Source organism: Prevotella sp. HMSC077E09, assembly GCF_001814685.1.
Classification (GTDB): domain Bacteria; phylum Bacteroidota; class Bacteroidia; order Bacteroidales; family Bacteroidaceae; genus Prevotella; species Prevotella oris.
Map to the genome: position 1 here is coordinate 1,599 of NZ_KV817587.1, position 14,207 is coordinate 15,805.

At 46.7% G+C, this 14,207-nt stretch carries 7 protein-coding genes; 1 reads left to right on the top strand and 6 read right to left on the bottom strand.

Going from position 1 to position 14,207, the window contains the following annotated elements; translation table 11 throughout:
- The 6 genes from HMPREF2983_RS11055 to HMPREF2983_RS11080 all read right to left on the bottom strand — a co-directional run.
- A partial coding sequence (locus tag HMPREF2983_RS11055) for a DUF1896 domain-containing protein (RefSeq protein ID WP_070668404.1) occupies nucleotides 1–417 on the bottom strand: 417 nt, incomplete at its 3' end.
- Between the two features lie 65 nt (nucleotides 418–482).
- Complete coding sequence (locus tag HMPREF2983_RS11060) at nucleotides 483–1,745, bottom strand: site-specific integrase (protein WP_070668407.1); 1,263 nt, start codon at nucleotides 1,743–1,745, stop codon at nucleotides 483–485.
- A gap of 13 nt (nucleotides 1,746–1,758) precedes the next feature.
- Nucleotides 1,759–3,012: a site-specific integrase gene (locus HMPREF2983_RS11065; protein WP_045167307.1), complete on the bottom strand. Its 1,254-nt coding sequence runs from the start codon at nucleotides 3,010–3,012 to the stop codon at nucleotides 1,759–1,761.
- 264 nt (nucleotides 3,013–3,276) lie between these two features.
- A complete protein-coding gene (locus tag HMPREF2983_RS11070; protein ID WP_070668410.1) occupies nucleotides 3,277–7,803 on the bottom strand; it encodes a DUF2958 domain-containing protein in 4,527 nt (1,508 codons plus the stop codon).
- Nucleotides 7,804–7,909: 106 nt separating this feature from the next.
- Nucleotides 7,910–9,994 (bottom strand): type IA DNA topoisomerase, encoded by a 2,085-nt coding sequence (locus HMPREF2983_RS11075; protein ID WP_025068261.1) that lies wholly within the window; start codon nucleotides 9,992–9,994, stop codon nucleotides 7,910–7,912.
- Between the two features lie 21 nt (nucleotides 9,995–10,015).
- Nucleotides 10,016–11,416 (bottom strand): DUF3945 domain-containing protein, encoded by a 1,401-nt coding sequence (locus HMPREF2983_RS11080; RefSeq protein ID WP_025068262.1) that lies wholly within the window; start codon nucleotides 11,414–11,416, stop codon nucleotides 10,016–10,018.
- 456 nt (nucleotides 11,417–11,872) lie between these two features.
- On the opposite strand from HMPREF2983_RS11080, the gene HMPREF2983_RS11085 reads away from it, so the two are divergent.
- A complete protein-coding gene (locus tag HMPREF2983_RS11085) occupies nucleotides 11,873–14,170 on the top strand; it encodes a TonB-dependent receptor (RefSeq protein ID WP_159105370.1) in 2,298 nt (765 codons plus the stop codon).
- Nucleotides 14,171–14,207 lie beyond the last annotated feature (37 nt).

Below are 14,207 nucleotides of genomic sequence, written 5' to 3' on the forward strand. Positions count from 1 at the left end.
CACTATCGTGCCTGTGAGTTCGGTGTAAAGACGGCCGTATTGCTCGTCAGAAGCCAATGTGTCCGTCAAACCGAATTTGTCGAATGTGGCTTGAATAGCCTTGTTCGACAACAGTATAGGTACGAGTTTCTCTGGGAGCGGTGTAGGAAGTTCCCTTTCAAACTCGTTTTCCAACACGGATACAAGCGTATCATACTTGGAAAAGTGCAAGCCCTGATACAAGACCTCACTTGCCATACTCTCCGCTTCGGGGTGCGTGAAGCCTTGCGCCACGACATCGCAGTAAACTGTGAGAGCCATATCTGCCCGTGCATTGATAAACTCCGTATCTTGCAATCTCTCGGGGTGATGCTCACTCATATAACTTCTTAATTTCAACCGAAAGTAGGAAAGTTCCTGTTTGTTGTTCTTTTTCATTTTGTCCTTATTCAGTGTTGATACTTAATGATGGTTGTTTAACGGTCTAAGAAAAAATCATTTTATCATATTCTTGGCTTTCTTGGTGGACAAACACGCAAGGCCTTTCGCAGTTCCCTTGTGGTGTTGCTACCCATGAGTGGCTGCATTTCCCGTGCAATCTTGCTCTTGCTAACCTTTGCATAGAGTTCAGTGGTGGAAATGAAGCGGTGTCCGAGCATCTTACTGACGGTTTCTATCGGTAAGCCGTTCTCCAAACAGATGGTCGTGGCAAAGGTATGTCGTGCCGTGTGCGAGGTGGCTTCGGTATGAGATGGGAGTCCAGCCTTGATGATGATGTCCCTTATCTTGCGGTTGAAATGGCTATTCGTGGGAAACTCACGAAAGAGCAAACCCTCCTTTCGTCCATCGTTGACAATGGTGAGTATCTCTTCGGCAATGGGCAATAAAGGAACAATGCTTCTGTTCTGAGTTTTTGTGCGACAGAGCGATATGTACCTGCGCCCATCGTCAAGTGTGTAAACATCGTCCAACCGTAGTTTCTTTAAATCAGAAAAAGCTAGCCCCGTGAAACAGCCCAAGAGGAAGATGAGCCTGCAATGGTTGTCCACCGAGCGGTGAGGGCGATATGAGAGAAGTTTGTGTAAATCGTCAGAAGTGAGGGTATTGCGCTCGTAGGTGGGCGTTTCTATATCTATCAGTTCAAAAGGGTCTGCATGGATATATCGCTCCTGCTGTGCCTTTCTAATAACCTGATGCAGGTGGCGTAGACGGTTGGAGACGGTGCTCTCCTTGTTTCCTAAGTCCCTAAGCATGAACAGACGGTAGCTTTCTATTAGGTCCTTGTCGGCTTCTTTGGGAAGACAATCCTCATTCCCCCTTGTTTTCAGAAATTGAACAAAGCTCTTCCTGCTGTCCCTAAAAGCCCTGACGGTAGCCTTTCCTATAGTCTTACCCTGCAATTCCTCCTTACTTTCGCAGACAGCTTGGTAAAGCTCTATGAGTGTAGGGGTAGGTTTTCCTTGATGTAGGAACTGCTCCTTAAGATATTCTGCCGTGATGTAGTTCTCTTCTCTTAACGTGAGTTCATAGAGTGCGTGAAGTCGTTTATCTATTGAGTCCAGTTGATGATTGACATCATTCGCTCTGTTAGCTGCCACTTTTATACGTCCTATCTTTGATTGCCAATCATCGGGAGAGGTGTGCAATCCTGTTGAGAATGAAGCAGACGCACCGTTGCAGGTGATACGGCAGCGTATAATGCACTCGTTATTCTCATTTGTCTTGCTTCTGTCTATATAGAATAGAATTGAAAATGTACTTTTCATTGTTCTTGGACTTTTAGTTGATTAAACGATATTGTGCGATGAGAGGGAGAATCTTCTCCACATCCCGAAAGAGACGCTCTGGAGAAGTCTCTGCATACACTTGTGTGGTCTTTATTTGGCTGTGTCCGAGCATTTTTGACACACTCTCGATAGACACGCCTTCAGAGAGTGTCATCTGCGAAGCAAAGGTGTGGCGAGCCATGTGGAAGGTCAGTGTCTTTGTGATACCGCAAAGCCGTGCTATCTTTTTGAGGTGTATGTTCACCGTATCGCAGCCAGGTATGGGCAGCAGATACCCTTTGGGAGGTTCGTGACGGAACGCCCTTGTATGGATACCCCTGTACCGCTCGATGATGGCGGATGCTTCGGGCAATAGCGGAATGTAGCATAGGTTGCCCGTCTTCACTCTCGACTTGCGTATCCAATCCATACCAGACTCGTGGATGATATGCTCTGCCGTGAGGTGGTATACATCCGTATAGGAAAGACCGGTATAGCACGAAAAGAGAAACATATCCCTTGATACCTGCTCGTAGCCTTGCAGTTCGTTATCGCTTAATGCCGCTATTTTGTTTACTTCCTCCCTTGTGATGTATCGGGGTGTACCCACGTCCCAGCGGATAGAGTGAGCAATGAAAGGATAGATGTCTATGATGTGCCGTTTGTGTAGGTCCTTGAGTAGGGATGCCAGCATAGTAAGATAACCAGCCGAAGTGTTGAGTTTAAACCCCTTTTCTTTGGCAAAATACTCCTCCAAGTCTTTGATAAGGGCAGTATCGGCTTTTTGCACGGGAATATCGTCCACGTGGTAGCGATGTCTGAGAAATTTTGCCAGATGCTTACGGAAGAGCAGCAGACATTTCAGTCTTCTTTCACTGCGGTCTATACCCACCCGCTCACGGAAGCGGTTGATATACTCGTCCGTATGATGAAGTAGTCCCTGCGATCCGCTATTCAACCCGAAAACAAGTTCCTTTACCTGCTCTGCCCTTACTGAGACATTAGACTTCTTTAAAAGTATCTCATAAACTTTACAGACACTTACTTGCAGTCGGTCAAGTTCCCTGTTCACTGATACGGCTTCGGAACTCTTGCCCACAAGTCTTTGTTTGCGACTGTCCCATAGATTGGGTGTACAGGCACATTTGCAACTGAACTGAACCATTGAGCGACCGATACTGATGCGTCCCATGATGGGACTTTTCCCGTTTTTGTCCTGCGTACCTCTCTTGAGGTAGAAAAGCAGCTTCATTTTTTCTTTTTCCATTGTTTTTTTGCTTGCAAAATTACACTTCTTAGAGAAACTTTGAGTGATGCAAAACATTGATAATGAAAGAGGAATCACCGTTTTAGTTACCACTTTTAGCTGTTCTTTTCCTTTCATCGTTTCTCGAACGATTTGGTAACTGAACTCTTGCTTTTTCACTCCTTTCTTAGCCTATTTCCTTTGATGCAACTCAATGAGTAAGAAGGCAATATATCCTCTATTTCAATCAGATACGCATTCTTCTCCTTTTCTTGCTTCCAACTCCTATACTTCCGCATAGAACGAGGCAACTTCCGGCACTTTGATGAATGTTCTGAAGCGTTCCTTCTGAATAATCTCATTCGTGATGGAAAACTCATAGTCGGTTGATTTCTTGGCAAAGACCGCCGCCCACGCGTCAAAGCTGTTGATACCCTGCCTTTCCAATGCCTGTGGGCGCAGGTACTTAAACAGAAGGTACAATTCTGTCAGTGAGTTGCTGATGGTCGTTCCCGAAAGGAAGGTTGCCCCCAGATCCTTGCCCGACCGCTCCTGTATAGTGCGAATGGCAAAGAGCATATTGAGCGCACGCTGTGAGCCGTCAGGATTGCCCAATCCCGACACTCTATCGTGGCGGGTGTTGAACATCAAGTTCTTGAATTGATGGCTCTCATCTACAAAGAGATGGTCAATGCCCATCATCTTAAAGTCCACAGCATCGTCCTTGCGCTCGGCTATGCTGTCTTGAATACCCTGTAACTTCGCCTCCAAGGTCTGCTTGCGTTTCTCCAATCCTTTGAGCATGGCACGGGAAATGTCTGCTCCTTGTTGGCGCAATACTTCAAGGTTTTCTTCTACAGAGTCTTTCTCCTTTTGTAAGATAGCCTCTTGTATTTCTAAGGCTTGGGGTATCATACCGAACTGCTCATGCGTTAAGATAATACAATCCCAATCGTTGTTCTTGATGTCGTTGAATATACGCTGGCGGTTCTGCTTGTTAAAATCGTTCTTGCCCGGATAGAGAACCTTGGCATTGGGGTAAGCCTTGCGGAAGGTGTCTGCAATGTCGAAAACATTCGCCTTCAGTCCGATAATCATCGGCTTGTTCGCCAATCCCAAGCGTTTCATCTCGTATGCTGCCGTACACATGATAAGCGTCTTGCCCGCTCCCACCTCGTGGTCGCAGATACCACCGCCGTTGGTCTTGAGCATCCATACGGCATTCTTCTGGCTTTTATATAGGTCGGTTATGCCCAACCGTTTCAAGTCAAGGTCGGGAAAAGTCTGATGCGTGCCGTCAAAGTTTGGTCGCACAAAGCAATTGAAAAGGCGGTTGTAACGGTCGGATAACTGCTCCTTGAACGTGTCGGGCGTACGTCCGAGCCAATCTACAAAGCCCTGTCTGATTTCCTCAATCTTGGCATTCGCCATCTGGATGGCATGTCCGTCCCTTACTTTAATGGTCTTCCTCTCTCCCGTAACCTTGTCCGTCACTTCCTTACTCTTGTTGATGTCGGGAATGGTATTGTGCAGGGCGTGCTTGAGGAGATTGATGCCATCATAACGGCGGAACTCCCCCTGTACGGCATACTTGTGCCAGATATTGGCATTCTTTCGGTCGCAGACAATGCTGTACTCGTCCATGTTGGAATGGTAGGATACGCTAATATCCGTCCCGAAAAACTCCGAGGCAAACCTACCATAGACTTTAGCAGGTATCCAGCGTTCACCGAGATTGAAGTCCAAATCAGCAAAGGGAATGGGCGTTGGCGTGGCGGCACGCAGGGCAGTCAGACTCTGTTTCGCTTCCTCATGCTCTGGATGCTCCAAGAGCCACGACTCGATACGCTCCGCCTTTTCAATCACATTGCCTGAAATGAACTTGTCGGCTACCTCATAGCCGTCCTCTTCGGGATTAAAGAAGATGCGTCCTTCCAAGGCGGAAAGCATATCACTCTCTTCCATATCGGGAAGCAGGGAGCTCATATAATCAAGTTCCACCGTACCGTACTTGTTGAGTGATGCGCCCAATGCCTCCATCGGGTCTGCGGCAATGGAAAGCTCGGAGGTGGAGAAAGCCGTCGGATGGTCGAAGATGTCCGCCTTGATGTATTTGCCGTTCTCGGAGCGTTCCAAAAACAGCATTTCCACTCCGGTGGCATCCATCTTGATGATATCGGTGTTTCCCTTCTGGTTAAAGTACCCCCAACGACCTACATAGCCGTCATAAAGCCGGTTGAGTTTCTCACGCTCTTCCTTGTCCTCCGCTTGGTTGTTCGCCTCATAATCATAGAGTCGGTGATAACTTTCTCTAATCTCAATGTATGCTTTCAGCCGTGAGAGCTGGGCAAAGGGCAGGTCCATCGGATTGAAGGTAGGATGCCGTTTCAAGTCAGAGAGAAAACCGACCTGTCCTTTCTGCACGACAATAGAGCCGTCCCTCAGATGAGAGTCGGGCGATGAGAGAAAGGGACGCGGTGAAGCGTCAAACTCTTTCTTGACTTCTGCTATGGGCTGTGGCTTACGAGGCTCGGCTTCCTCCATAAAGTCAAAGAGCGAGGGCTCTCTGACGGGAGTCGATGCAGTTTTCTTGTTTCTGCGGGGACTGGTGGGTGTACTTCTTGTCGGTTTAGGTTGCCTGCTCGCAGAAAGCGGTTGGTTATCGCTGACCTTCTTTTGTTGAGCAGCCTCTTTGATTTCATTATTTACACGGGTTACATCTTGTGTCCAAAGACTATACTCTTCCGGGGCAAACAAGAGCTGCTCCGTTGCTTCGGTCTCTATGGTGCTATCCATAATCGGATGATGGTCTTCATCAAAGAATACCGTCTGTCCGTTCATTTCACGTGGGGCTTCCACGTCCGTGCGAATTTCATGACTTGCCTGCTCATATTGTCTTTGAAGGGTGATTACGGGGACACCTTCGGGAGCAGGTTCATTTTCAGGCTCTATTGTTGGAAGTACCTGTGCAGCTTGTGCTTCTTTTTTTGTCTCTGCTTCGTCTTTTGCTTCATCTCCCACTATCTTATTACCTTCTTCGATATTCTCTTGGGGTTGAGTGTCTTCCTGCACGGGTCTCAGAACTTCCTGACGGCTTTCATCCTTGACTTCCTCAATGATGGGTTCTTTGGTGTATTGTCCTCTGACAATCTCTTCCAGCTCCGCAATCTCGTGCAATTTTGTGGGTTTGAAGTATAAGTCCCGCTCAATACCCAAGCCTTTGACCTTTACTTCCTCCATTTCTTTAAGGGACATATACCCAAGTTCCCAGCCATAGCCCATCGTTACGGCACCAAAACCGATGCGTTCTTTGGGGTCGTATTCCAACATATATGCGGTATAGGCTCCCATAGGAAAGAAATAGCGAGCGTATGCCGTGCGGTCGCCAATGAGCCGTTTTTCCGTTGCATAGAGCTTGGGAAGTTGCTTCTTGGTGCTGTCGGGCATCAAATTGTAGGCATTTTCTTCTTCTTTTTCATCTTCCTTGTCCTCTTTCTTTTCCTCCTTATCCTTGATTTCCTGTTCTTGAGGTATTCCTTCCGTTTTTATGTTTTCTTGCACTTTCTGCACCATTTTGTCCACGTGTACCTGCCATTCCTCCCCGTTCATGGGTATGCCAGTTTCATAGAGTTTACGATCGAAACGCTGCTCCACTTCCAAAGAGAGTTGTGTACGCAGGCTGTCAGTCATATCCTCGATACTGCCGTCAAACGTATATTCCCAAGCGGGCTTGCCGTAAGGGTCTGTACCCATCGTGCGCTCTGTGGCAATCGTGCGGTGGGAAATATCCTTCCATTCGCCCTCGAAGAGGGAGTTATGGTTGAACGCAATAGAAAAGCCATCGCCTTTGGGAACAGAGGCAGTTTGTACAAACTGCTGCTCAATGCCCTCACCAATTTCTTTGCCCGACTGCTTTTGCAGGACAATGAGGTCGCTGCCCACATCCGTACCCGCATTCTCGGAGAACATACCCGAAGGCAAACGGATAGCGGAGATAAGTCGGCTGTTCTGCATGAGGTAACGGCGGATGGCTTCATTCTTGGGGCTGTCCAATACGCCCTGCGAGGTAATAAATGCAAGAAGTCCGCCCTCTTTGATAGTGTCCAGCCCTTTCACAAAGAAATAATTGTGAATGGTTCTGGTGGATTCCCGTTTAAGGATATTCTCTCCCTTGCTATAATCACGGTCATAAACCATAAAGTCGCCAAATGGGATGTTGCTGGTGATAAGGTCGTACTTGTCCTTGTCTTCCAATTCACCGATAGCTTCAAAGGGTTCTTGCCGAACAAAGATATTATCCTTACCATAAGGATGGAGGGCTTGTGTGATGCGTGCCGTCAGCAGGTCTTTTTCAATAGCATCGACCATACCGGCACTTTTGGCAAAGGTTTCGGTAAAGGCTCCCATACCTGCGGAAGGGTCCAGGCATCGTCTTACTTGCACATCGGTGGAACTTAGGGCATCGGCAATGGCGGAGACGATACGGGTGTCGGTATAGAAAGAGGTCAGTACGCTTGCCTTGATGCTCTCCCAATAGCGTTTAGCGGTATTGGCATCGACGGCATCACGGTAAATCATCTGTTTGAGTCTTTGGGTAGGCTTGAACAGGTTTTGCTCCGATGCACTCCAATAACGAAGGTCATCGGGATTATCACAACGGTTTAAGACGCATTTCAGACCACCGAAACCTTGATAACCTCTAAGCAAGACTTTTTCGGCATCGGTGGCTTCACGACGTTCTTTTTCTAATCGAAGGACCACACGGATGGCTTCCGTGTTGCCCTCCAAGACTGCTTTCTTATTGTATGCCATAGTTGTTCTTTTTTATGGAGCGGAAAAATAGTCGGGAGATAATTTCAGTCATATAGAAATTTTCCTATCTTCCGACTAATTTATTTTAGCTCCGAGTCTGTAATAACTATCTCCCTCGTGCTTTTCCTTTCTTTCCTTCAAACTCAAAGGCGGTGGCGTGGTCTTCGCCCAGAACAAGACGTGCGTTGAACTTTTTGCCAGCCTTACTCGTCAATCCTTTGAGAATGGGCGTTCGCCCGGTGATTATCAAATCACGGATATTGTCTTCGGAAAGGAACGTGCCGCAGATTTCACGGAAGATGTGGAAGTCGCAGCCTTCGTGCCTGCATTTGGCAATCTTGGCATAGATGCCCACACTTTCGTTGCCACATTTGGGGCAGCGGTAAGTAGGATATGATTTCTGCATCGGTGGAGCAAGGGCGAGGAGTTCCTCGCAAATAGTCTCCACGTAGGAGTTGATTCCTTGCGCGAATTTCTCGGGCGGCATCTGTCCTGCTTCGATGGCGGCAAGGGTCAGTTCCCAACTTCCTGTCATCTCCGCATTGGCAATTCGTTTGTCTTTGACAATCTCATAGACTGCCAAGCCTTTTTCAGTAGGGACAATCGCTTTCTTTTCTCTACGGATATATTCACGCAAGATGAGTGTTTCGATGATATTGGCACGAGTGGCTGGTGTACCGATGCCGCACTCTGCCATTGCTCTTTTACTTTCTGCATCTGATACCTCTTTCCCTGCGTTTTCCATAGCAGAAAGCAAAGTCGCTTCTGTATAGAGCGGTTTGGGCTTGGTCTTGTGCACAGTAATTTCTGAAGAAAGCAGTGGTAACACCTCGTTTTCTATTAGATTGGGCAATACGGATAAAGTCTGTTCTTCGTCCTCCTTGCCTTTTTCATCGTTCGTGCCAGTACTATGCTGTACGGCTTTCCAGCCCAAAGAAATATTTCGGCACGCCTTCCAAATGAAGGTGTTTGTACCATCCGTAAGTTCCACCTGCATCCGCTCTTCCTCTGAGTCGGGAGAGAAGGTTTCGATGAAACGATGGACTACCATTTGGTAGATAGTTGTTTCATCTGCCGATAGTCCCGATGGAGTTTCACCTGTAGGGATGATAGCATGGTGGTCGGTTACCTTGTCGTTGTCCACAGAGTGGCGGTTAAGTGAGAAAGATAATCCTTGTCCTATCTTGCCAAGCAAGACGGGTACTTCCTCGAAAACGTCTTCGCTAATGTATCGGCTACCGGTGCGGGGATAGGTCGTGATTTTCTTCTCATAGAGGCTTTGTGCTATTGAGAGGGTCTTGTCTGCTGAAAAGCCGTACTTTCTATTGGCTTCCTTTTGTAAAGAAGTAAGGTCGAACAAGAGGGGTGGCGACGTATGTCCTACCTTTCTTGCGACCGAAGTCACGGTAAGCTGGCTCTGTTCGCGAAGCATGGCGAGAGCGGACTGTGCATCGGCTTCATTCTCGAAAGCACTGCTGCTCACGGCTTTCAGCGATATGCCCTCTTTCTCTGCTGCGATGGAGAGTTTCCAATAAGGAACGGAAGAAAAATCACGATTCTCTATGTACCGACGGCAGACCATAGCGAGTGTCGGGGTCTGTACCCGCCCCAAAGAGTAACCGCCTTTGCGAGCGATGGACAGGGCACGGCTGGCATTGATGCCCACAAGCCAGTCGGCTTCGCTTCTTGCCTTGGCGGAGTGATAGAGATTGTCATACGCGCCTCCTGCCTTGAGATGGGCAAGTCCCTCACGAATGGCTTTGTCTGTAAGCGAGGAAATCCAAAGTCTTTCAAAAGGCTTATGGCAGTTCAAATGGTGATAGATATAGCGGAAGATGAGTTCACCTTCTCGCCCTGCATCGGTGGCTACGATGATGCGGTCGGCTCTGTCGAAACAACCTCGAATAGCTTTGAGCTGTTTGAGTGCTGCGGGGTCTGACGTGTACTCCTTATCCTTGCGCACTTGTCGCACGATAAGCTGGAAAGGATTGGGACGAATGGGCAGGTCTTCGGCTTTATAGGCAGCAAAACCGTAGGCTTCGGGCATGGCAAGGGTGATGAGATGTCCCATCGCCCATGTTACCACATAACCGCTACCTTCTAAAAATCCGTCTTGCCTATTGTTTGCTCCTACAATACGGGCTATATCTCTGGCGACCGAGGGCTTCTCGGCAATAATACAAGTAATCATATTCGGGTATTATTTTAAGGGTTACATCTTACGTCCACGGCGCTGTTGTTTCTTCTCGTCCTGCTTCTGCTTTTGGGCAGCAGTGGGCTGTGTCTGCCCGGACTTTAACGGCTCGTTCACGTTCTTGGTGGCTTCGTTGGTCTTACCTTGGTTGTTTACGGCAATCTGTGTTTTGTGTTCTTCGGCTACGGCTACCACCTTTTCCTTGCCGGTCTCCTGCTTCTTGTCAGGATTCCACTTGTAAAAGCGGGGGCGGTTCTGTTCCTTGTCCATCTTGACGTAGGCATTAAAAGGTTGCCCTTCCTTGTCCACCATATTTTTCAGATAAAGCGTGCGACCGCTATCCAATGCCTCACGCTGCTTGTCGGAGAGTTCCAAACCGCAGAGCTTATGTGGTGCGCCTTGTTGCTGAGAGTGCTGCTGTCGCTCCTTCAAGCCTTGCTTGTTCTCGAAGATAAACTCGATGCCTTTCTTCTCGGCATTGACTTGCAGAGTGGCATTGAAGGACTTACCACTCTTGGCGGTCATTCCTTCCACTTTCACGGCTTTGCCCTCAACAAGGTCTTTATACTGTGCATCAGAAAGTGTAACGCCCTTGATTTCCTTAGGGATGTTCACACGGTCAGCACGCAAGGCAATGAGTTCATTGGTCTGCGGGTCAATGGAAATGTAGGCGGCAAATGGCTCACCATTCTTGGGTGTAATTTCGATGGTCTTGCCAAGATTGCCCGTTGCAAGGAGTTGCTCTTTCTCTTCGGGAGAGAACTTGTGTCCCATATAGGGGAAGTCGAGCTGTGGCTCTTTGCGAAGAGGGTGAACTGCCAAGCCGATGTTGCCCTCGCCATCGGTACGGAATGCCAAACGGGCATCGGTATAGATGGTCGTATCGCCCATAGGGATAGCGATGGTAACGAGGTCGCTCTTCTGCCAGTTCAGCATCTTGTCTAACTCTCCGCTCTGCTCCAATCGCTCACGGGTAAGTCCGAGGTTGTCGAGCTGCTTCCAATCAATCTTCGACTCGTCGATGGCGGTGGCGTTCTTCTGCTTGGGCAGGAAATCATCAAAACGCACCTGACTGTCTGCCAACTGCTGCTTATTCTCCGGCTTCTCACGGTTCTGCAGCATGGTGTGGAGCGATGCCACACCTTGCTCCACGTTGTTTGCCACTACCTTGTAAAGTCCAAAGCGTGACGGCTCGTTGAACTGTTTGAGGAAATTGGTCATGAAGTTCTTCAACAAGCCGTCCTTGTTATTGAACTTGAAAAAGGCTGCCTGATGCACGTTTTTGGCTTCCGTTGTTTGGAGCTTGCCTTTGTCGTCAATCCCAGAGACCACTGAGAGTTTTCCTGCTTCTTTCTCGTTCTTCACTTCCGTGCGGTCTTCCAATACCAGCACATAATTGTCATTGTTGTTCGATTCCATAAATCATTGTTTTTAAGATGAATAAATCATTGTCGAATAGCAAAATTAAAGCAATAATATTATAGATTTTGAATTAAAGAAAAGGCGGGAACTCGTGAGAAAAGCAAGGAAATCTCCCATTATTGAATAATGCGTTTTATAAGAAATCACTATTTTTGGGTATTGTGGAGAAATGTCATTATTTCTAACTTTGCAGCATCTAAAAAAAGTTTATGACAAAGGATAAATATCATATACAAAGAGTTTCTGTATTGAAACAGCATAGAAGCGCATCATTCATCATAGAATGGTGCGCTTTTTTTTGTGAACAAAACTAACTATTGTTCATTTTTGAGAAAAAGAATAGAACAAGTACTTTTTGCAAAAGAATAATGGAGTTTAATAGTAATCATGAGTAATAAAAATATTTTTCACAACTTCCTATTGGTGCTAATTTTCTCATTCACATGGCAGAATATGTTAGCTCAAAAAATCGTTTATGGGCAAATTACGGATGAGCAAACTCACCTGCCGTTAGATGGAGCTTCTATTATTTTAGAAAATACTAATATCGGAACAATTTCGAATCATGCAGGCGTGTTTAGAATGGAACTTCCTCCAAAAAGCAGTAAAAAGATTATTGTTCAATATGTAGGATATAATAGTCGTAACATAATACTCAATAAAAAATCATATGTCAAGGACAGCATTTGCTGTAATGTGGAATTACAGCCATTAAACAACATCTTATCTGATGTACTGGTGTTTGGAAAGAGTAAGGCTCAAAAGCACCGTGAAGTCCCGTCCGCAGTTACCATTATAGATGGTCAATCTCTTAAATACAAGACTGCGACATTAAACGAGATTCTTGACAATGCCGCAGGTATCAAAGTAGCTCAACAAGGCGGACTGGGCAATGCTTCACGTATTATCGTACAAGGGATGGACGGTAAGCGCGTCGGTATTTTTGTCAATGGTATGCCTATGGGAAATTCCGATGAATTTCAACTCAGCAGCATTCCTCTTGATATGGTAGATGAAGTGGAGATATACAAAGGCATCATCCCTGCATGGCTGGGAGGTGACGGATTAGGCGGTGCCGTGAACATCCGGCTGAAAGACTTCAACAAAAATCATTTGGAAATGGCATTTGAGGTAGCATCATACAATACCTATATCGGCAGTCTGCAACTGAAGCAATATATTGGCAAGACCTCAACGGCTTTCCACGCCGGTGCCACGATGAACTATGCTAAAAACAATTATAGTTTTTCTTCTCCTTTTGAATTGGGGCGCATTATCCATCGCGACCACGATGCGTACACGCATGGAGGTTTTAACGTGGGTGTGAGCAGCCAACAATTATGGTTCGACCGATTTGACATCACATTGAGTGCCGACTACTATCGCAAAGAGATACAAGGAGGATTGATGAACGTGCAAAATAATATTCAGCATGCCTTTACGCGGACACGTTCTGCCAATGCGGCACTGAGTCTTGAGAAAAGTTTCTTAAACGGTAAACTCACCGCACAACTACATTCCATTGTTGGTCTTAGTCTCGTCAATCAAGTAGATACTTCACATTATTGTTACGATTTCATAGGTAACAGATTCCCAAGCGGTTCAGGACGCGGAGAGATTGGCTCTGTTCCAAACGATTCACATGACAGGCATACTACCATTCGTGAATTACTCAACCTGACTTATAAGATTGGTGGCAATCAACTTATCACATGGAACACCAATTACCGATATGGTCGGAAGATGCCAAAAGACGAACTTGCCGACCAATACTCGCGTCTGCCTACAAGCGGATACCCAAGTACGGTACACGCCATAGTATCCGGATTGTCTCATAAATTGAATCTAAACAGTGGTAAATTTACCAACGAAATAGGAGTAAAACTTTTTAGTCACCACTCGGAAGTCCTTCCGTTTGCCGAAGCAATCATGTTGCAAGACAAGCTTAAAACATCGACCAACCACAGCACAATGATTGGCTGGAGCGAGGCAATGGCATTTCATCTTCTCCCCAATAATGCACTGACACTGAAAGCCTCAGTGCAATCAACCGTGAGAATGCCCATAGCCGATGAGCTGTTTGGTGACGGAGTATTGCTCCTCCCTTCAGAGAAACTTCGTCCGGAGCGTAGTTTTAACGTCAATGCAGGTGCAATATGGCTTAGTGATGCCAACTCTTATCCGCAGGTGCGAATCGGGGTGAATGCATTCTACATGAGTGCAAAAGACATGATTAAACTGATGTATAGCTCCATGAACATGGCTTATGACAATATCGGCAAGGTTCGGGTGATGGGGCTGGATATGGAAATCGACAGCAAGCTGAACCGCTGGCTGGACATACAGGGAAATATCACATGGCAAGATGCCCGCGACATGAGAAAGGATGCCGTAGGCGGCGGAGAAAATTTTCACTACCGCTACCGAATCCCCAATATGCCTTATCTGTTTGGCAACGTCGGATTACGCCTGCACAAAGATGGTTTGCTGGGCAAGACTTCTTCTTCAGCCTTTTCCTCTACGTTCGGATTTACCAAAGAATTCAGCTACAACTGGGAAGCAAGCAATAACAATACAATGCTTATACCGGCAAGATACAGTTGGGACGTTGCCGTTCACCATTCTTTCAACAAACATTGCCAGCTTAGCTTTGAGATACGGAACCTACTCAACCGTGAAAACTGGGCAGAATTTCGCTATCCGATGGAAAGGCGCACATTTCACTTGAAGATAAAATATATTATTAACTAAATATAAACATAAGTAAAAAGCATGAAAGCAAAAAAAT

Coding starts and splice junctions, on each gene's coding strand:
- HMPREF2983_RS11060 (WP_070668407.1), bottom strand. CDS start 1,745: ATGAAAAGTACATTTTCAATTCTATTCTATATAGACAGAAGCAAGACA.
- HMPREF2983_RS11065 (WP_045167307.1), bottom strand. CDS start 3,012: ATGGAAAAAGAAAAAATGAAGCTGCTTTTCTACCTCAAGAGAGGTACG.
- HMPREF2983_RS11070 (WP_070668410.1), bottom strand. CDS start 7,803: ATGGCATACAATAAGAAAGCAGTCTTGGAGGGCAACACGGAAGCCATC.
- HMPREF2983_RS11075 (WP_025068261.1), bottom strand. CDS start 9,994: ATGATTACTTGTATTATTGCCGAGAAGCCCTCGGTCGCCAGAGATATA.
- HMPREF2983_RS11080 (WP_025068262.1), bottom strand. CDS start 11,416: ATGGAATCGAACAACAATGACAATTATGTGCTGGTATTGGAAGACCGC.
- HMPREF2983_RS11085 (WP_159105370.1), top strand. CDS start 11,873: ATGTTAGCTCAAAAAATCGTTTATGGGCAAATTACGGATGAGCAAACT.